Source organism: Ruegeria sp. AB10 (assembly GCF_056542745.1).
The window spans coordinates 178169-197522 of sequence record NZ_JBQGAI010000006.1 but is presented as its reverse complement, the minus strand read 5'-3'; the positions used below and the strand labels follow the sequence as shown (position 1 = coordinate 197522).

Sequence of the window (19354 nt, the reverse complement as noted above, 5' to 3'; positions counted from 1 at the left end):
CTTATTCTTCGTTATACCTGTATCCGATGCCATAGAGCGTTTCGATCGCCGAAAACTCGGGATCTGCCGCCCGCATCTTTTTCCGCAGACGCTTGATATGGCTGTCGATGGTCCGGTCGTCCACATAAACCTGATCGTCATAGGCCACATCCATCAGCTGATCGCGGCTTTTGACAAAGCCCGGACGCTGCGCCAGCGCCTGCAGCAGCAGGAACTCAGTCACTGTCAACGAGACATCCGCACCCTTCCAGCTGACCGCATGGCGCAACGGGTCCATCCGCAGGTCGCCCCGCTCCATCACCTTGGTATCGCCGGTGTTGGCATTGGTCACATCGCCCGCCGTCGCCTCTTGCCGGCGCAACAATGCGCGGATGCGTTCGACCAGCAAACGCTGCGAGAACGGCTTTTTCACATAGTCATCCGCGCCCATGCGCAGGCCCAGAACCTCGTCGATCTCATCGTCCTTCGACGTCAGAAAGATCACCGGCATCTGGGTTTTCTGCCGCAGCCGTTGCAGCAAATCCATGCCGTCCATGCGCGGCATCTTTATATCCAGCACGGCCATATCGGGCAGTTTCTTGTTGAATGCATCCAGGGCTGCTTGCCCGTCGTTATAAGTTTCGACCTCGAATCCTTCGGCTTCGAGCGTCATGGACACGGATGTCAGAATGTTTCTGTCATCGTCCACCAGTGCAATCTTTGACATCGGGGATACCCCTATTCCTGCTCTCTCATGCAATATTTCGCTTATTAGTAAGGCATCTTTGTCGGTTTTATGGCCGCGAATCAATCCGTATCTGCGAATCGCGCGTTTCTTGTCACATAGCTGCGGCAAAAAAGCCGTTAACCCGCGCGGAAAAGTGCCTTGTTTTTCGACAGGAATTTCCTGATGGCGCTAAACCTGAGCTTGGTTGCGCTAACTGCGGCAAACCCTCCTGTTCATGCCCCAAACGACCGTGATAAGAGGCGCCCAGCCGCCGGACTTTCCCGGCACACTGCCCCAAGAGCGCACGTGGCCCCAACAGCCGCCGCGCCGCCACAGGAGAAGACACACATGACATCTGGACGGGTTAACCCGCAATTCCGCCTCGAAGATCAGGGCATCGAGGGTCTGGGAAATGTCTATTACAACTTCATGGAACCGGCGCTGATCGAAGAGGCGCTGAAGCGCGGCGAAGGCACACTTGGCAATGGCGGAGCCTTTCTGGTCACCACCGGCAAGTTCACCGGCCGTTCGCCCAAGGACAAGCACGTCGTCAAGACCGACAGCGTCGCCGACACCATCTGGTGGGAAAACAACGCCGCGATGACCCCCGAGGGCTTTGACGCGCTGTACGAAGACATGCTGGCCCATATGAAAGGCCGCGACTATTTCGTACAGGACCTCGTCGGCGGTGCCGATCCGGCCTATTCGATCAACGTGCGCATGGTCACCGAGCTGGCTTGGCACAACCTGTTCATCCGCCACCTGCTGCGCCGCCCGGATCGCGAGGATCTGAACGAGTTCATCGCTGATTTCACTGTCATCAACTGCCCCAGCTTCCAGGCCGACCCGGCCAAGCACGACTGCCACAGCGAGACCGTGATCGCGCTGAACTTTGATCGCAAGATGATCCTGATCGGCGGCACCGAATATGCCGGCGAGAACAAGAAGTCCGTGTTCACCCTGCTGAACTACATGTTGCCGGAAAAAGGCGTGATGCCGATGCACTGCTCGGCCAACCACGCCGTTGGCAACCCGGTCGACACCGCCGTGTTCTTCGGCCTGTCGGGCACGGGCAAGACCACCCTGTCCGCTGATCCGGCGCGCACCCTGATCGGTGATGACGAACATGGCTGGTCGGATCGCGGCACTTTCAACTTCGAAGGCGGCTGCTATGCCAAGACGATCAACCTGAACGCCGAGGCTGAACCCGAAATCTACGCCACCACCAGCAAGTTCGGCACCGTGATCGAGAACATGGTCTTCGATCCCGAAACCAAGGAGCTGGATTTCGACGACGACTCGCTGACCGCGAACATGCGTTGCGCCTACCCGCTCGAATATATCTCGAACGCGTCCAGCAGCGCTCTGGGCGGTCACCCCAAGAACATCATCATGCTGACCTGTGATGCGTTTGGTGTTCTGCCTCCGATCGCGCGGCTGACCCCAGCGCAGGCGATGTATCACTTCCTGTCCGGCTTCACCTCGAAAGTGGCCGGAACCGAGCGTGGCATCACCGAACCGCAACCGACCTTCTCGACCTGCTTTGGCGCGCCGTTCATGCCGCGTCGGCCTGAGGCTTATGGCAACCTGCTGCGGGACAAGATCGCCCAGCACGGCGCGACCTGCTGGCTGGTGAACACCGGCTGGACCGGCGGTGCCTATGGCGTTGGTTCGCGGATGCCGATCAAGGCCACCCGCGCCCTGCTGACCGCAGCGCTGGACGGGTCGCTGCGTGACGCCGAATTCCGCAAGGACGCCAATTTCGGCTTTGACGTACCGGTATCGGTGCCCGGCGTAGCCGAGGTTCTGCTGGACCCGCGCCGCACCTGGGACGACCAAGCCGCCTTCGACAAACAGGCGGAAAAACTGGTGCAGATGTTCGCCGAGAACTTCGAACAGTACCTGCCCTTCATCGACGAAGACATCAAAGCCGTCGCCATCGGCTAACCGGAAAAGGGGGCGGTTTCGCCCCCTTTTTCTTGGAATGTCTATCGCGATGCGATCACCCCAAGGTTGTATTGCGCACAGTTCGGTTACAAATGCGTTGCCCGAGGACAGTTCGTGGGGTATTTGATGACGTCATTATGACGAAAAAGTCCGGCGCAATTCTGCACCGGACCAAACTTGAAAAGACCTTGGGGCAGCTCGAGCAGACGATCACATCAGCATAATGAGCAACCTAATCAAATAAGTACTGTATTATAAAGGGAATAAGTGTCAAGATGAGACGTGCTGAAAACACTCAACTCAGTATGTCGATTTTCGTCGCGGACATGCGGCTGACGGCACTTGAAGCGATGGGTAGAATATGACCGAAATCTCGAAACTGACCGAACTGCGCAAGCTGATGCAGAGCATGGAGCAGACGCTGGGGCTGGAGCAACTGTCTCCGGTTGAGCGCGACATCTATTACGCGGCCGAAGAGCTGTCCAAATCCGACGAAGAGGTGCGCACCTTCGGGCTGATTGAGCACACACTTGTCAAAAGCGTCTCGCGGCCGACCTTCTTTCGTGCACTGAAATCCTTGGTGCAGAAAGGCTACTTGTCGCAAAGCGGCAGCGCCAACCGGGGCCGGTATATCGTTCATGCCCCCAAGTGACGCCTTTAAACTGCGCAAAGGTAGCTGATGATCGACACGCGCAGGTGGGCGACTGACACATTCTGTGCCTCACTGGCGTATGTGGTGGCATCGTACCTTACATTCGAGGTGCTGATGCCGCTTCAGAATGTGTTCTTTCCTGAATATCCAAGTCGGGCCAGCTTGCTGTTCCTGCCACATGGGGTGCGGGTGCTGTCGGCGTGGCTTTTGGGGTGGCGGGCAATCTTTGCACTGCTGCCCGGAGTCTTTGTGGTCTTTGCCTTTCTCGGCGGCAGTGACGTGTTCCTGCCAAGCCGGTTGATGGCGATTGTGATTGCCGTCACTACGGTGCCAGCCGTGTTTTATCTGTGCAAATGGGTCGGTTGGGATCTGTTTCCCCGACCGGACCGCAGACCCTGCTGGTCTTGTGTCATGGGGGTGGGGATCATCACGTCCTTCCTTGTTTCTGGCCTGACCAACCTGGCATTCGGCAGCGCACGCGTCGAATACGTTGCCTTTCTGATCGGCGACATCTCGGGCCTGTTTTTCCTGATGCTGGGGCTTTACTATACCTTCCGGTTTGCCGACAGGCGCAGTTAGCCGAGCACCCCGCGCCGCAAAAGGTTCACGCCTGCGATCAGCAGAACAAGCAGCGTCACCTTGCGAAACACGGCCTGATCGATGCGCGACTGCAACCCCAGTCCGATCCACATCCCCGCCAGCGCCGGCAGGATCAGGATCGCCGAAAACGGCACCGTCTCGGCCCGCAGGATGCCAGAGCCCAGATGCGCCAGCATCAGCGCAACAGCCCCCAAACCGTAAATCACCCCCTGCACACGCATCTGCACCGCTTTGGGTGTGTTCAACGCGGTCAGATAGGCAACGGTCGGCGGCCCCCAGATACCCGACATCCCGCCGACAAACCCGGCAACCGCACCGATTCCGGCCTCGATCCGCGCAGACGGTTTGCCAAGCGAAAGCTGCACCCCCAGCACCTGTATCAGCGCGAAAAACGTGACCGGAATCCCGATCATCAGCAAGAAGGCCCGGGCAGGCACTGCGCTGACCAACTGAGCGCCAAGCAGCAGGAACACAAGCCCGACCATCAGAAATACCCGGAACTGTTTGATCGCCGAGACAGCGGCGGGTACGCCCTCGCGCAGAGCCTGCACGCCGTTGGTCACCAGTGTCGGCAGGATCAGCCCGGCAATCGCCAGATCAGGCGGCAGGAACATGCTGAGCCCGGACACCAGAACCATCGGCATGGCAAACCCGACCATGCCTTTCACCCACCCCGCCACAAAGGCGACGACAAGGGCCAACATCAGATCTTGCGGAGTGAGCAACGAAAACAGGGTCATACGCCCGTGATATCACTCTTGGCGGGCGCTGCACCGCAAAATTGTCAAAGCAATTTTCGAACTTTCTAGCAGCTCTATACGTATTTTTGTTGCGCTGCACGTGCAGCATGATATGACCGGACGACACCAGAGAAGGACCTGATTCATGGCCCATGACGGACAGGATATGACCCAGATGACAACATCCGCGATTTTGCCCGAGCTTCTGACGCTGACCCGCGCAGCTCTGCCCGCTGTCGAAACCGTGTTTGAACGCGCCCGCGAAACGGTTCGTGAGATGGTCACCGACGATGGCCGGGTCTCTGGCGCGCTGATCGAGGCGAACCAGACCGCCGCACATGGTCTGGCCTGGCTGGCAACGTACAACCAGTCTCTGCAACAGATGCAACGCTGGGCCGACGCGCTGGAGGCGGATGGCAAGTTTGGCGAGATGGAACAGTTGCTGCACCAGATCGCCTTTGGTGAATACCTGCATCAGGTCGCGGGCGGCATTCCGATGAACCAGGGCGAGGTCGTACGTCTGCAGGATATGGGTCTTGGCTGGGACGCGCTGTCGGGCTTCCAATGTTCTGAAGTGCAGACCTTGATGGCGCAGGCCAACTCTCAGGCCGCCCGTACGCGGTTGGTAGCCCTGATGGAGGATCAGGCCGGCGCGACCATGTTCGGCGCCTCGGGTCTGGATGAAGAGCTGGAAATGATCCGCGACCAGTTCCGCCGCTATGCGCAGGAAAAGGTCGAACCGAATGCCCATGACTGGCACCTCAAGGACGAGCTGATCCCGATCGAGATCATCGAGGAACTGGCCGAAATGGGTGTGTTCGGCCTGACCATCCCCGAAGAGTTCGGCGGCTTCGGCCTGTCCAAAGCCTCGATGTGCGTGGTGTCCGAGGAACTGTCACGCGGCTATATCGGCGTCGGCTCGCTGGGCACGCGGTCCGAGATCGCGGCCGAGCTGATCATCGCAGGCGGCACCGACGAGCAGAAAGCAAACTGGTTGCCGAAGCTGGCCAGTGCAGAAATTCTGCCGACCGCCGTATTCACCGAACCGAACACCGGATCGGACCTTGGCAGCCTGCGCACTCGCGCGGTCAAGAACGCGGACGGCGATTACGAGATCACCGGCAACAAGACATGGATCACCCACGCGGCGCGCACCCATGTTATGACCCTGCTGGCCCGTACCAACCCCGACACAACCGACCACCGCGGCCTGTCCATGTTCCTGGCCGAGAAAACGCCGGGCACCGACGAGAACCCCTTCCCCACTCCCGGCATGACCGGCGGCGAGATCGAGGTTCTGGGCTATCGCGGCATGAAGGAATACGAGCTGGGTTTTGACGGCTTCAAAGTCAAAGGCGAGAACCTGTTGGGCGGCGAAGAGGGCAAAGGCTTCAAACAGCTGATGGAAACCTTTGAATCCGCCCGCATCCAGACCGCCGCCCGCGCCATTGGCGTGGCGCAAAGCGCGCTGGATATCGCCATGCAATACGCGGTTGACCGCAAGCAGTTCGGCAAATCTCTGATCAACTTCCCGCGTGTCTCGGGTAAGCTGGCGATGATGGCGGTTGAAATCATGATCGCACGCCAACTGACCTATTTCTCGGCCTGGGAAAAGGATCACGGCCAGCGCTGTGACCTTGAGGCCGGGATGGCCAAGCTGCTGGGTGCACGCGTCGCGTGGGCGGCTGCGGATAACGGTCTGCAGATCCACGGCGGCAACGGCTTTGCGCTGGAATACAAGATCAGCCGCGTTCTGTGCGACGCGCGCATTCTGAACATTTTCGAAGGGGCTGCCGAAATTCAGGCACAGGTCATCGCACGACGTCTGCTCGGATGACCGAATTCGGCATTCCTGTTTCCCCGACTGACCCGGCCTTAGCGCCGGGTCTTTTTCTCTTGGATACAGGTTGTGATCCGCCGATACGTGAACTTCCCCTTTGATCTCAGGCGGCAACCCGGTTAGAGCACCCTGCGCTTCAAAAAGAATGGCACACGAAATGACCAGACGATTTTTCGCACTTTGGGCGGTCCTCACAGCCCTCGCCCTGAGTGGCTGCGCCAAGACACAGCCGACCGCGACGCAGAACGATATCGACGATCTGGCTCAGGCCATCCAATCCCTCGACCCAAAGGTCGACCCGGTCGAGGCGCAAACCGCTGCCACAATCGCCTACAGCTATTCGAGGCAATTGAAGCACGAATGGAACGTCACCGACTCGGCCATCATTCACAACGCCAAGATCATCAATGGCTTTCGTGAAAAGGGCCTGTGCAACGACTGGGCGCAAGCCATGACGACACGCCTGCGGCAGGAAAACTTCCGCACGCTGGACCTGCACTGGGCCACGTCTCCGCCGACGCAGTTCCGGATCATCCACCACTCGGCCCTGATCAGCGCCAAGGGGGATTCGATGTATGACGGGATCATCCTTGATCCGTGGCGCGCAAGCGGCGCGCTGACATGGGCACCCGTGCGAGAGGACACTAGGTACAATTGGCGCCCCCGTCTGGACGTGCGGGAAGAGTTGATCAGCGGCGAGCTTCCCTACTAACCGTTTCGCAGATCACCCTGTTAAGCTAAGACCGATCCATGACACGCCTGATCCTGACCCTGCCCCTGCTTGCCCTGTTCCAATGCGAAAAGGATGAGACGGTCGCCGCCTATGGCGCGGCGGATCGGACATGGACGCTGTATGAGATCGACGGGCAGCCTTACGAGGCCAGCGCCTTGCTACGCTTTCCCGAGACAGGAAAGATCGAAGGCAACGCTCCCTGCAACAGCTACAGCGGCACTCTGAACGCACCTTATCCGTGGTTCGAGATTGTGGATCTGGCCGCCACCCGCGCCGCCTGTGCCGGGCTTGAGGCCGAGGGCTTTTACTTCGCCGCTCTCATGGCCATGACCCAATCCGAAGTGTCAGGGGATGTGCTGATCCTGCGCAACGATGACGGGCACGAGATGGTGTTCACAGCCGCCGAGTGAACTGATCCACAAACCGCTCCCGCGCCTCGGGCGGCGGATGGTGGCCCAATGAGGGCGCAACCCGGTGCTTCAGAAAATACCCGGTCGTCCGCAGCGCCTCGGCAATCTCGGCATCCGGCGCGGCGCCTTCACCGCGCAGACAAGGCGGCAGGGGCAACAGCTTGTCCGCCCACTGTCCCGCACCTTGGGCGCTGACGGCCCGGCCAGTCTTGGGCGAGACGTAGGCCAGCCCTTCGGTCGCGCCGGTCACCGCACAGCCAGACAGGTCCAGACCAAAGCCCAGATCCTCAAGCAGCGCCAGTTCCCAGCGCAGATAGGCCAGCGGCCAGACCTCATCCTGCCCCAGCAAGTCCATCAGTTGTTCGGTCTGCCTGTAGATCGCCGGATGCGGCTCGCGCTCGGGCAGGCAAAACGACAGCAGCGACACCACCGCGTTCAACCCGGCCAACGCCAGCCGCCCCGAAAACGCAGCCGCCGCCCGCGATCGCAGGGGTTCTACCTGAAACGTGCCGATATGCTCCTCAAGCCGCGCACGCCAGAGCACATCCAACTGCGCACCGGGCTGTAGGATCGGTGCAATCTTGCGGCTGGTCCCACCGCGCACGACACCGGCATGACGCCCGTGGCCTTCGGTAAAGACCTCGATAATCGCGGCCGTTTCGCCGTGGCGGCGAGTCGTCAATAGTATGCCGTGATCGCGCCAGTCCAAATCGTGGGCTCCGGTATTCAGTGGATGATGCCCATAGAAAGCCCACCCGCGCGCCGGGCGCAAGCGTGGGCTGACAATGAGACCCCGCGCAGGCTTGTGGCACCGGCACAACATCTGCATGTGCAAAGTTGCACGGGTAAAGGGCAGTTTGCCGTTTTCCACGTTTGGCCCGCCTGTTAGACATCCCCTAAAGATGCGCATTCTAAAAAACGGGACCATTACATATGGACTGGCCGAACGACCTTCTCCGCGACATTTTCAATGATCCAAAGACACCGAACCACACCAGAAAACGCATCCGGCGCGAGTTGAAGCCGACCGAAACGGATTACAAAGGGTGCCGCATGCGCATCCACCCTGCGGACAACAACACAGAGTTTCAGATCTGGCGCATGGGGCGCACGCAGGAGGAACGGGCATTGCGGCACATCCTACAGGGTTTGCCCCGCGACAGACCGATTGTCGCCTACGATGTCGGCGCGAATGCCGGGGCCCATACACTGCGGCTGGCTGCGGTGGCCGCCCCAGGTTCAGTGATACATGCCTTCGAACCGAACCCTGTGATGCGCGCGCGGCTCGAGGAAAACATCCGTCTCAACGAATTCAAATCTGTCGAGGTGCACGATTGTGCCATTTCCGACGAGCACGCAGAGATGGACCTGTTTGTACCCGCCAACGGAAACCTTGGCCTGGCTCGTCTCAATGAACCGATGCGCGGAGCGCACAAAATACAGGTCGAGGTCCGTAAACTGACCGAGTTCCTTCCCCCAGACCCCAAAACGGCGATTGATTTTGTCAAAGTGGATGTTGAGGGTCAGGAAGATCGGGTTCTGGCCCCGCTGATTTCCGAAGCACCGGTCGCGCAACGCCCCAAAGCGCTGTTCTTCGAGGTTCAACATGACAAGCATTGGGCCGCAGATCTTGAGGGGCTTCTTCTGCGGTCAGGCTATGAGCTTCGGGGAAAGTTCGGTCGCAATACGCTTTACCGGTTGGATTGACGGCCCACGCGCGCCCTACTCCAAACCCTCTTCGCCCAGCAGATGCCGCCCCTGCCGGTCCTCGACCTCGATCACCCATAGGTCGGGGTCAAAGCTGCGCTGGCGTTCGATGGCGGTGTCCACATCCGCCTCGGGGCCGGTGGACAGTTCGACCCATTTGCGATCACCGCTCATCAGGTCAAAGCTGCGCTGGAATGCTACTGCCTGACCGTTCAGCGTGTTCAGTTTGACCAGAACTGCCCCCGCCGTGTCATCGCCATGTGCGACAACAAAGGCCGGGATTTCCTGAAAGCGAAGCCGCGCCAGATAGGCGTGGACCCAGAATTCAGCCGTCAGGCGGGTCATGCGTTGCCGTCTTTGAAATCCAGACCCATTTCCGAATAGCGCTCGGACTCCTCCAACCAGTTGGGCCGGACCTTGACCTGCAGGAACAGGTGAATCTTACGATCCAGAAACTCTTCCAATTCAGCGCGTGCAGCCTGGCTGACGGCCTTGATCGTCTCGCCGCGTTTACCCAGCACGATGCCTTTGTGGCCGTCGCGCATGACATAGATGACTTGGTCAATCTTGGCGGAACCGTCCTTGCGTTCCTCCCATTTCTCGGTCTCGACGGTCAGTTGGTAAGGCAGTTCCTGATGCAGGCGCAGGGTCAGTTTCTCGCGCGTCATCTCGGCTGCGATCATGCGCAGGGGCAGATCGGCGATCTGATCTTCGGGGTAGAGCCAAGGACCTTCGGGCAATTCCGCCGCAAGCCACGCGCGCAGGTCATCCACGCCATAGCCCTTTTCGGCGGAAATCATAAATGTCTCGGCAAAGGGATAGCGCCCGTTCAGGTCGCTGGTCAGCGCGAGCAGCTTCTCGGAGGGTACTTTATCGATCTTGTTAATCGCCAGCGCGATGGTGCGGCCCTGCCCGATCTCTTCCAGACCTTCCAGGATGCGTTCCACACCTTCAGTTATGCCGCGATGCGCCTCGACCATCAGCACCACGACATCGGCATCCGCCGCCCCGCCCCAGGCGGCGGCGACCATGGCGCGGTCCAGACGGCGGCGCGGTTTGAACAGGCCGGGCGTATCCACGAACACCAACTGCGCATCACCCTCCATCGCCACGCCGCGGATGCGGGCGCGGGTGGTCTGCACCTTATGCGTCACGATCGAGACCTTGGCCCCGACCATGCGATTCAGAAGGGTGGATTTGCCTGCGTTGGGCTCTCCGATCAGGGCGATAAATCCGGCGCGTGTGGTCATGTGTCCTGCGATCCTATTTGCAAGTGCGCACCCCTATAGCAGATTGACCCTTTGGACCAGAGGGATTTGTCGCATTGCAGCCATGAGGTTACGGTGGCAGAACCGCATCACGCCGTGCCAGACCCAGCCAGGCGGCAACCCTTCTATGAGGCAGATATGAAACGTCGTGAGTTTCTCTTGGGCAGCGGCGCCGCCGCTGGCGCGTTGGGCTTGGGTGGAATCGAACTGGCAGCTGGCGCTCAGGAACTGGTTGTCCAACCGGCCAGCTTTGCCCTCCGCGAGCGTGCCACCACCGGTATGGTCAGCCTGTCGCCGGATGCGCCGCCCCCGGTTCTTTATGGCAAACAAGGCGAAGTGATGCGTCTGCCGGTGCGCAATACCCTGCCCGACTACACGGCGATGCACTGGCACGGGCTGCGCATTCCCAACGGGATGGACGGAGTGCCCTATCTGACCCAGATGCCAATCGGGCCGGGTGAGCTGTTCGACTATGAATTCACCCCGCCAGACGCGGGCACCTACTGGTATCACCCCCATTGCATGACGATGGAGCAGATGGCCCATGGCCTGACCGGCGTTATGGTGGTTGCCGAGGCTGAAGACCCCGGCTTTGACAGCGAGCAGGTGGTCAACCTGCGCGATTTCCGGCTGGATGAGGATAGGGGCTTTCTGCCTGCTTACACGGCACGCGGGGCAGCACGGGCCGGAACATTCGGCAACGTGCAGACGGCGAACTGGCTGGACGGGCCGGTCTATGATCACGCGGCTGGCGGTCTGGTGCGGCTGCGGGTGGTCAACACGGACACGACCCGCATCTATAAAATCCATTTGCAGGGTGCCGAGGCCCGGATCATTGCCTGGGACGGCCACCCTGTCGAGGTCGAGGTGCAAATGCCCAGCGCCGAAGCGCCACTGTTGGTTGGCCCGGGGCAAAGGGTGGATTTTGCGGTTCATATGCCTTCTGACGAAGGACAGACTGTTGATTTGATGGCAAAATTCCCAGGTCAGCCGCCTCGGGCGATGACTCGCTTGCGTGCGGTCGGGGCGTCCGTGGCACGCGATCTGCGCGAATTGCGCCCCTTGCCGGCAAACCCGGTGGCCAAGCCCGATCTGAGCACGGCGGAACTGCATGAATTTGTCTTCGGCTGGACGCCCGAGGGGGGTGAGCCGGTCAACGGGTTCTGTGGCTCGCTGGGGTATAATTTCTGGTCCATCAATCGAACCCCGTGGCCCGGTGACGCGGCGCAGGGAGTTGGCCCATTGGCGACACTGGAGATGGGCAAAAGCTATGTTCTGCGTCTGCGCAATGAGTCTCCGAACCTGCACCCGATCCATTTGCACGGGCTGGCTTTCTTGCCGTTGACGTCAAACCTGCGCAGCTTGCCGCCGCTGATGACAGACACGATGTTGCTGCTGAAGGATGAGGTTGTGGACATCGCCCTGGTTGGAGACAATCGCGGGGACTGGGCATTCCACTGCCATGTAATCGAGCATCAGAAAACCGGGTTGACCGGGTTCATCCGGGTGGTTTGAGGGTCGAATTGGCTGCGCCAATCCGACCGGCAGGGGGCCAGATAAAGACGGATCCCGTTGGCGTCTGGAGCGTCTACTTGGGCAGGTTTTCCAGCAAGGCCTTGGCTGCGGCCTGTTCGGCCTGACGCTTTGATCCCGCAGTGGCCTGCGCCTCGGTCCCGTCCTGCAAGCGGGCAGCGATTGTGAAAACGGGTGCGTGGTCCGGACCGCTGCGTTTGATCTCGACATAGCTGGGCGGTTTCTGCCCCCGCGCCTGTGCCCATTCCTGCAGCGACGTCTTGGCATCGCGGGCGTCTGCCTCAACCGTGTGGATGCGGTTCCCCCAAAGCGCAAGGATCACATCACGCGCCGCCTCGAACCCGGCGTCGCGGTAGACGGCGGCAATGACAGCCTCCATCGCGTCGCCCAGCAGGGCCTGTTTGCGGCGGCCGCCTGACAGCATCTCTGACCGGCCCAGTTTCAGCACCGCGCCCAGATCGATCTGGCGGGCGACATCGGCGCAGGCCTCTTTGCGGACCAGCGCATTGAAACGAGGAGCAAGCTGCCCTTCCGAGGCTTTCTTGTCGGCCTCAAGCAGCGCGGTGGCCATGACCAGGCCCAGAACCCGGTCGCCCAGAAACTCCAACCGTTGGTTGTCGGGCCGCGTGGCAGATGAGACGGACCCGTGCGTCAGAGCACGCACCAGAAGCTCGGGTTTGGTAAACTCATACCCCAAACGCTTCTGAAACGCTTTGATATCGGCCGAGAGCTTCAATTGACCGCCTTGAAGAAGCGATCGCTGCGCCAGGTCCAGAAGAACAGCATCGACCGGCCAGCGGACGAGAACATGATCCGGTCGGCCCGACCGATCAGGTTTTCATAAGGCACATACCCCACACCGCCGGCGGAAAGCGGCAGGCGGCTGTCGCTGGAATTGTCGCGGTTATCGCCCATAAAGAAATAGTGGCCTTCGGGTACGGTATAGATGCCTGTGTTGTCGGACGCCTGGTTTCCGATATTCAGCACATCGTACGTGACGCCATTGGGCAGAGTTTCAATCGAACGGGATTTCTCGCAGGCGCCGCCAACGCCGACCGGTCCGTTTTCACAGCGCGGGCGCAGGCGTTGCGGGCCTTGCGGCGCGGCCGTTTCGGTAAAGACACCATCGGGCTGTTGCGGCACCGGCGTGCCGTTCAGGATGATCTGACCTGCCCGGATCTGAATGCGGTCACCCGGCAGGCCGATCAGGCGTTTGATATAGTCGCGCCCGGTGGCCGGATGGCGAAAGACGATGACGTCGCCGCGCTCGGGCTCTCCGCCCAGAAAGCGGGAATTCTCGTTGCCCTGCATCCAGCCACAGATATCTTCGGCGTCGATGTCCAGACCAACGCGGGGAATGATCAGGCTGGGACAGGACGCGTAGGAATAGCCATAGGCCATCTTGTTGACGAACAGGAAATCCCCGATCAGCAGGGTCTGTTTCATTGATCCCGAGGGAATCCAGAACGGCTGAAAGAACAGGGTGCGGAAAACACCCGCGATCAGCAGGGCATAGACGATGGTTTTGATCGTCTCCCATACGGGATTTCCGGTTTTCACGTCCTCGGCCATACTGCTCTCCGGTCCTTGCGTTGTTGGGTGCTACATGCGGGGCCACAGGGGGCAAGTCAAGGCTGCGCGCCCTGATCTTGCAGCGGCCTGGCCTCGATCACCACGAAGGCCTGCGCCCAGGGGTGATCATCGGTCAGGGTGACGTGGATGATCGCCTCATGCCCGTCGGGCGTCATCTCTTTCAAACGTTCTGCGGCCCAGCCGGTGACGTGCATGACCGGCTGACCGGTGCGCAGGTTGGTGACCGCCATGTCCTTCCACGCAATGCCCATGCGCAGACCGGTGCCCAGCGCTTTGGAACACGCCTCTTTTGCGGCCCAGCGTTTGGCGTAAGTCCCCGCCGTATCGGCGCGACGTTCGGCCTTGCTTTGTTCGATGTCGGTGAAAACGCGATTGCGAAACCGGTCGCCAAACCGATCAAGCGTGCCCTGAATGCGGTCGATATTCGCAAGGTCCGTGCCAATACCAAGGATCATGCGCTTTGGTTCTTTTTCAGATACACCGCAAAGCCCCTTTTGACGCCAAGCATGAAAGCAAATCGACAAAAAACGAATGAGATAAAACCGACGGCAACGATCTGGACGGCATATCCGATCAGCACTGTTCCGTCATCCATCAGAGTCCAAAGACCCAACACAAAAACCTGGAACAGGAAAAGCCCCAGAACGATGCACAGCCCGGTCAGGACCATTTTTCTGGCAATGATCCAACTTTTGAACGAAGGGTCGCAATGCTTGCCGGTCCGACCGGCCCATACCCCGTAAAAGAACGCCGCCGCCACAAGTGCGACACTCATTGGCATCAGCGGGAAAGGCAGATCAAATTCAAGAACGCGCCTTGCGACGGAAAAGGCCACCAAAACCGCAAAGACGAGACCCACGTAGGTAACGTGGTCAAACTTTACAGTCGCTTTTGTCGCGGGTGCAGGGATCTCTCGAGCCATTATGCGCGCGCCTCATCCATCAGTCGGCGCATCTCGGCAATGGCCGGGGTGAGGCCGCGAAAGATCGCCTCGCCGATCAGGAAGTGGCCGATATTCAGCTCACGCACCTCGGGGAATGCCGCGATGGGCTGCACCGTTTCGTAAGTCAGGCCGTGCCCGGCATGGACCTCAAGCCCCAGTGAATGGGCAAAGGCGGACATGTCACGCAGGCTTTCCAGTTCGCGCGCAGCCTCGTCCGTGCGGCCCTCGGCATGGGCGTCGCAATAGGCGCCGGTGTGCAGTTCGATCACTTCGGCCCCGATGCGGTGGGCGGCTTCGATCTGGCGCTGATCGGCGGCGATGAAGATGGACACGCGGCAACCCGCCTCGCGCAGGGGGGCAATGTAGTGGGTCAGCTTGTTTTCCTCGCGCGCGACCTCAAGCCCGCCTTCGGTCGTACGTTCCTCGCGTTTTTCGGGCACGATGCAGACCGCGTGCGGTTTGTGGCGCAGGGCGATTTTCTGCATCTCGGGCGTGGCGGCCATTTCAAAGTTCAGCGGCACCGACAGAACCTCCATCAACCCGTCGATATCAGCGTCCGAGATATGGCGGCGGTCTTCGCGCAGATGGGCGGTGATGCCATCCGCCCCGGCATCTTCGGCCAGCTTGGCAGCACGCAACGGGTCCGGGTAAGCCCCGCCGCGAGCGTTGCGCACCGTGGCCACGTGGTCGATATTTACACCCAGGCGCAGGGGGTTGTCAGACATCGTTTATTTCCTTTTCCGATTTCCGATCCGAATTTAGCGGGTTCGCCGCAGGACCGGCAGGTTCGGTTTCCGCCAACCGTTTGATTTCCTCGAATTTCGCCTTGATCCGGGCACGACGGCGCTGTTGGTAGGTGCGAACCACCGGCAGGCTGAGGTAATAGCAGATGAACCCCGCCAGAAGCCCCGGCAAGATGCCCCCGATCAGGTAGGGAAAGAACACTTCATCATAAAACACGGCAAGGCCGCGCCAGTCGGCAACGCGGTCGGTGAACATTGCCATGAAATTGTTCTTGAGATCACTCAGCGCCTTGAAAAAGCTGTCCATCAGGCCGTGAGTTTCACCTTCGTCAAAATCGTCGCCCAGCAGGTAGTTCCCGGTTTGCAGACAGATGACGCCGATGGGCACATAGGTCAGCGGGTTACCGAAAAACGTACCGCTGAGGGATGCCAGAAGGTTGCCGTTGATCAGGCGGCTGATCAGGGCCGCTATGACGAAATGGAACCCGTAAAACGGCGTAAACGCAGTGAACACGCCCGCCCCGACACCGCGCGCGATACGTTCAGGTGAATCCGGCAACCGCCGGATACGGTGCTTGACGTAGTGAAAGGCGCGGGTCCAGCCGCCGCGCGGATAGACAAACTCCGAAGCGATCCGAATGGGCGAGCGTCGGTCTCGGCGCTTGAAAACCACTCCTGATCACCCCTTCTCAGCCAGCCGCAACCGCGGTTTTTTCCCTGTCCCGATGCCGTTCGACCGCGGCAACGTCGCTTTCGGCCTCAAGCATCAGCATCAGCGAGTGCAACTGTTCAAGATCGCGCAGTTCGACACTGATCAGCAGACGGTAAAAATCCGGTTTGCGGTCAACGAATTCCAGGTTCGAGATATTGGCCTTTTTCTCACCGATCAATGTGCAAATGCGCCCAAGTACCCCGGCATCGTTGCCGATGGTCAGATCCAGCGTCACACCATAAGCGGCCGGGTGCGTGCCCGAGTGCCAGTGCAGATCGACCCAGCGGTCGGGCTCGCTTTCGAATTCAGACAGGCGGTCGCAGTCGATGGCGTGCACGACCACGCCCTTGCCGCGATAGGTGATGCCAACGATGCGTTCACCCGGCAGCGGCTGACAACAAGGCGCCCGGTCAAACTTCTGCCCCGGCTCCAAACCGATCACCGCGCGGCGTGGGGAAATGGCATCGCCTTCATCCTGCGTCAGCTCGGGATAGACCGCACTGACCACCTCATGCGCGGTCAATTCGGCACTGCCCAAACGGGCCAGCAGTTCGTGCCGATCCTTCAGCCGCAAGTGTTTCGCCGCAGTATCCAAAGCCTTGTCCGTAGCCTTGCGGCCCACATGATCGAACCCCGAACGCGCCAATTCCTTGCCCAGCTTGATGAAACGCTCGCGGTCTACCTCGCGCAGCGCACGGCGGATCGAAGTGCGAGCCTTGCCGGTCACCGCGATCTCAAGCCATGTGACCTGCGGGGTCTGGCCATCGGCAGTGATGATATCCACCGATTGCCCGTTCTTGATCCGGGTCCACAGCGGCACGCGGATGCCGTCGACCTTGGCACCCACACAGGCATGGCCGATACGGGTGTGGATGGCATAGGCAAAATCAATCGGCGTCGCGCCGCGCGGCAGCTTGACCACATCCCCCTTGGGCGTGAAGCAGAACACCTGGTCCGAGTACATTTCCAGCTTCACGGCCTCGAGGAAATCCTCGTGGTCATCCTCGCTGTCGAACTGTTCGGTCAGGTTTGCAATCCACTTCGCCGGATCGACCGCGAACGGGTTTTCCGAGCGCACACCATCACGATAGGACCAATGCGCCGCAACACCGGTTTCGGCGACGTCGTGCATCTGGCGGGTGCGAATCTGAACCTCGACCCGCTTGCCGTCACGCCCCGAAACCGTGGTGTGGATCGAGCGATACCCGTTCGATTTTGGCTGACTGATGTAATCCTTGAACCGCCCCGGCACCGCGCGCCAGCGCTGGTGGATCGCGCCAAGGGTGCGATAGCAATCTTCCTCGGTCTGGGTGATGATGCGGAAGCCATAGATATCGGACAGGCGCGAGAAACCCTGATCTTTTTCCTGCATCTTGCGCCAGATCGAATAGGGTTTCTTGGCGCGGCCGAATACTTCGGCGTCGATCCCGGCTTTCTCCAATTCGTGCCGCATGTCGCCGGTGATGCGATGGATCACGTCACCGGTTTCGCGTTGCAGAGTGATAAAGCGCCGAATGATCGACTGACGGCCTTCGGGGTTCAGCACGCGGAACGCGAGATCTTCCAGCTCCTCGCGCATCCACTGCATCCCCATCCGGCCTGCAAGTGGCGCATAGATGTCCATCGTCTCGCGCGCTTTGACGATCTGCTTTTCGGGGCGCATCGCCTTGATCGTGCGCATGTTGTGCAGACGGTCGGCCAGCTTGACCAGAATGACCCGCAGGTCCTTGGACATGGCCATGAACAGCTTGCGGAAGTTCTCGGCCTGCTTGGTCTCACGGCTGGAAAGCTGCAGGTTGGTCAACTTGGTGACGCCATCGACCAGCTTGGCGACCTCATCCCCGAACAGCTCGGCCACCTTGCTGTAATTGGCTTTGGTGTCCTCGATCGTGTCGTGCAGCAGTGCCGTGATAATGGTCGCATCATCCAGACGCTGTTCGGTCAGGATGGCGGCAACGGCAACGGGATGAGTGAAATAGGGCTCGCCGGAGTGGCGGAACTGACCTTCGTGCATCTCGCGTCCGAACTCGTAAGCGCGGGTGATGCGGTCGGCATTTGTCTTGGGGTTGTAGTTGCGGACCAGCGCAATCAGGTCGTCAGCAGAAATCATCCGGTCCGCACCTTCGTTTTTGGGAATTACCCCTGGCCTTGAGCCTCCATCAGAGCGCGCAGCAGCTTCTCTTCTGACATGTCATCTTCGGCCGGTTTGTCCGATTCCGCACCCATCAGCAGAGCCATCTGATCTTCTTCCGGCTCATCAACCTCGATCTGGGTCTGGTTGGCCTCGATCAGGCGCTCGCGCAATTCGTCGGCGCTCTGGGTTTCGTCCGCGATCTCGCGCAGCGACACGACAGGGTTCTTGTCGTTGTCACGGTCGACGGTGATCGGGCCACCGGCGGAAATCTCGCGCGCACGATGGGCGGCAAGCATCACCAGTTCGAACCGGTTCGGAACCTTGTCTACGCAATCTTCAACCGTCACGCGGGCCATGGGGCGCTCTCCGTTACTGAATCCATGTCAGGAAGACGTTTATCTAAGCGCGAATCCCCGCCTTGACAAGCAAGAAATGCCGCAAATGCATCATTCACAGAGGGGTCACCGCCGCAATATCTTCGGCAGGCAGCTCTGCCAACATCTCGGTGACAGTCCGGCCCAGCACCGGATGGCGCCAGTCAGGGGCTACATCCGCCATCGGAACCAGCACAAAGGCGCGATCCTGCAGGCGCGGATGCGGCAGGATCAACTGATCCGGCGTTTGCTGCGTCTGCGCCTCGGGTGGCAGTGCCAGCCATCGATCATATACGCTGCGGTCCGGCAGAACCCGATCGCCGTAGCAGACCAGATCCAGATCCAGCGTGCGCATCCCCCAGCGCTGCACCCTTTCGCGGCCGAATTCATGCTCGACCGCATGCAACACCTGCAACAGCTCTTCCGGGGTCTTGTCGGTCTCGATCAGAGCGGCTGCATTCACGTAATCCGGCCCCGCGCCGGGCGGGAAACAAGGGGTCTCGAAAAAGCGGCTGACGGCGCGAATCACCACCCCATGACGCAAAATCGCGTCAATTCCCCTTTTAAGTGTCACCTTGGGCTCTAATTCTCTCAAACTGAGATTTCCGCCCAGTGCAATCACCGCTTCTGACATTAAATTGCTCATTAGACTCCCTATATTCGGCGAATTGCATGCTTGCGATACACATCAAATGCCCTAATTATAGGATTATCAGCGC

22 protein-coding genes are annotated in these 19354 nt (G+C 60.0%); 8 read left to right on the top strand and 14 right to left on the bottom strand.

Annotation, left to right across the window (positions count from 1 at the left end; translation table 11 throughout):
• Nucleotide 1 precedes the first annotated feature (1 nt).
• A complete protein-coding gene (locus ACR0NT_RS13950) occupies nt 2-706 on the bottom strand; it encodes a response regulator transcription factor (RefSeq protein ID WP_170448085.1) in 705 nt (234 codons plus the stop codon).
• Nucleotides 707-1054: 348 nt separating this feature from the next.
• Here ACR0NT_RS13950 and ACR0NT_RS13945 point away from each other — a divergent pair, with 348 nt between their 5' ends.
• The 3 genes from ACR0NT_RS13945 to ACR0NT_RS13935 all read left to right on the top strand — a co-directional run bounded on the left by ACR0NT_RS13945 (nt 1055) and on the right by ACR0NT_RS13935 (nt 3884).
• Nucleotides 1055-2653, top strand: coding sequence for a phosphoenolpyruvate carboxykinase (locus ACR0NT_RS13945; protein ID WP_170674037.1), 1599 nt, complete (start codon nt 1055-1057; stop codon nt 2651-2653).
• Between the two features lie 361 nt (nt 2654-3014).
• Nucleotides 3015-3305, top strand: a complete 291-nt coding sequence (locus ACR0NT_RS13940) for a hypothetical protein (RefSeq protein WP_170448080.1) — start codon at nt 3015-3017, stop codon at nt 3303-3305.
• Nucleotides 3306-3332: 27 nt separating this feature from the next.
• Nucleotides 3333-3884 carry a hypothetical protein gene (locus tag ACR0NT_RS13935; protein WP_480443242.1) on the top strand — a complete coding sequence of 184 codons (552 nt, stop codon included), beginning with the start codon at nt 3333-3335 and terminating at the stop codon, nt 3882-3884.
• Here the strand turns inward: ACR0NT_RS13935 and ACR0NT_RS13930 are convergent.
• Entirely contained in the window at nt 3881-4645 is a 765-nt protein-coding gene (locus ACR0NT_RS13930; RefSeq protein WP_170674039.1) for a sulfite exporter TauE/SafE family protein, read from the bottom strand. The two genes, ACR0NT_RS13935 and ACR0NT_RS13930, sit on opposite strands and share 4 nt — an antisense overlap.
• 145 nt (nt 4646-4790) lie before the next feature.
• On the opposite strand from ACR0NT_RS13930, the gene ACR0NT_RS13925 reads away from it, so the two are divergent.
• From ACR0NT_RS13925 to ACR0NT_RS13915, 3 genes are all read left to right on the top strand, one after another.
• Nucleotides 4791-6482, top strand: a complete 1692-nt coding sequence (locus tag ACR0NT_RS13925) for an acyl-CoA dehydrogenase family protein (RefSeq protein WP_170448075.1) — start codon at nt 4791-4793, stop codon at nt 6480-6482.
• Nucleotides 6483-6642: 160 nt separating this feature from the next.
• Complete coding sequence (locus ACR0NT_RS13920; protein ID WP_170448071.1) at nt 6643-7197, top strand: hypothetical protein; 555 nt, start codon at nt 6643-6645, stop codon at nt 7195-7197.
• Nucleotides 7198-7235: 38 nt separating this feature from the next.
• Nucleotides 7236-7628 carry an META domain-containing protein gene (locus ACR0NT_RS13915; protein WP_170448068.1) on the top strand — a complete coding sequence of 131 codons (393 nt, stop codon included), beginning with the start codon at nt 7236-7238 and terminating at the stop codon, nt 7626-7628.
• On the opposite strand, the gene recO is transcribed toward ACR0NT_RS13915, so the two are convergent.
• Nucleotides 7612-8337: a DNA repair protein RecO gene (recO, locus tag ACR0NT_RS13910; RefSeq protein ID WP_170674041.1), complete on the bottom strand. Its 726-nt coding sequence runs from the start codon at nt 8335-8337 to the stop codon at nt 7612-7614. The two genes, ACR0NT_RS13915 and recO, sit on opposite strands and share 17 nt — an antisense overlap.
• Before the next feature lie 224 nt (nt 8338-8561).
• Between recO and ACR0NT_RS13905 the strand changes: the two genes are divergently transcribed.
• Nucleotides 8562-9335 carry an FkbM family methyltransferase gene (locus ACR0NT_RS13905; protein ID WP_170448062.1) on the top strand — a complete coding sequence of 258 codons (774 nt, stop codon included), beginning with the start codon at nt 8562-8564 and terminating at the stop codon, nt 9333-9335.
• Between the two features lie 15 nt (nt 9336-9350).
• On the opposite strand, the gene ACR0NT_RS13900 is transcribed toward ACR0NT_RS13905, so the two are convergent.
• The gene (locus ACR0NT_RS13900) at nt 9351-9680 is read right to left on the bottom strand and encodes a DUF1491 family protein (RefSeq protein WP_170448060.1); all 330 of its coding nucleotides are present in this window, start codon (nt 9678-9680) and stop codon (nt 9351-9353) included.
• Nucleotides 9677-10585: a GTPase Era gene (era, locus tag ACR0NT_RS13895; RefSeq protein ID WP_170448057.1), complete on the bottom strand. Its 909-nt coding sequence runs from the start codon at nt 10583-10585 to the stop codon at nt 9677-9679. The genes ACR0NT_RS13900 and era overlap by 4 nt, the downstream gene beginning before the upstream one ends.
• A 156-nt stretch (nt 10586-10741) precedes the next feature.
• On the opposite strand from era, the gene ACR0NT_RS13890 reads away from it, so the two are divergent.
• On the top strand, nt 10742-12118 hold the full coding sequence (locus ACR0NT_RS13890) for a multicopper oxidase family protein (RefSeq protein WP_170674044.1): 1377 nt from the start codon (nt 10742-10744) through the stop codon (nt 12116-12118).
• A gap of 73 nt (nt 12119-12191) precedes the next feature.
• Here the strand turns inward: ACR0NT_RS13890 and rnc are convergent, their stop codons facing one another.
• From rnc to folK, 9 genes are all read right to left on the bottom strand, one after another.
• Nucleotides 12192-12872, bottom strand: coding sequence for a ribonuclease III (gene rnc, locus ACR0NT_RS13885; protein ID WP_170674046.1), 681 nt, complete (start codon nt 12870-12872; stop codon nt 12192-12194).
• The gene (gene lepB / locus ACR0NT_RS13880) at nt 12869-13708 is read right to left on the bottom strand and encodes a signal peptidase I (RefSeq protein WP_170448048.1); all 840 of its coding nucleotides are present in this window, start codon (nt 13706-13708) and stop codon (nt 12869-12871) included. Before lepB ends, rnc begins: the two co-directional genes overlap by 4 nt.
• A gap of 56 nt (nt 13709-13764) precedes the next feature.
• Nucleotides 13765-14184: a holo-ACP synthase gene (acpS, locus tag ACR0NT_RS13875; protein ID WP_170448044.1), complete on the bottom strand. Its 420-nt coding sequence runs from the start codon at nt 14182-14184 to the stop codon at nt 13765-13767.
• Nucleotides 14181-14651, bottom strand: coding sequence for a hypothetical protein (locus ACR0NT_RS13870; RefSeq protein ID WP_170674048.1), 471 nt, complete (start codon nt 14649-14651; stop codon nt 14181-14183). Before ACR0NT_RS13870 ends, acpS begins: the two co-directional genes overlap by 4 nt.
• The gene (locus ACR0NT_RS13865) at nt 14651-15397 is read right to left on the bottom strand and encodes a pyridoxine 5'-phosphate synthase (RefSeq protein WP_170674050.1); all 747 of its coding nucleotides are present in this window, start codon (nt 15395-15397) and stop codon (nt 14651-14653) included. Before ACR0NT_RS13865 ends, ACR0NT_RS13870 begins: the two co-directional genes overlap by 1 nt.
• Nucleotides 15390-16088, bottom strand: a complete 699-nt coding sequence (locus tag ACR0NT_RS13860) for a DUF2062 domain-containing protein (RefSeq protein ID WP_170448035.1) — start codon at nt 16086-16088, stop codon at nt 15390-15392. Before ACR0NT_RS13860 ends, ACR0NT_RS13865 begins: the two co-directional genes overlap by 8 nt.
• Nucleotides 16089-16104: 16 nt before the next feature.
• Nucleotides 16105-18237, bottom strand: coding sequence for a RelA/SpoT family protein (locus ACR0NT_RS13855; protein WP_170448033.1), 2133 nt, complete (start codon nt 18235-18237; stop codon nt 16105-16107).
• 26 nt (nt 18238-18263) lie between these two features.
• Nucleotides 18264-18617 (bottom strand): DNA-directed RNA polymerase subunit omega, encoded by a 354-nt coding sequence (rpoZ, locus tag ACR0NT_RS13850; RefSeq protein ID WP_170380450.1) that lies wholly within the window; start codon nt 18615-18617, stop codon nt 18264-18266.
• Nucleotides 18618-18711: 94 nt separating this feature from the next.
• Nucleotides 18712-19281: a 2-amino-4-hydroxy-6-hydroxymethyldihydropteridine diphosphokinase gene (gene folK / locus ACR0NT_RS13845; RefSeq protein WP_170674052.1), complete on the bottom strand. Its 570-nt coding sequence runs from the start codon at nt 19279-19281 to the stop codon at nt 18712-18714.
• Nucleotides 19282-19354: the final 73 nt, after the last annotated feature.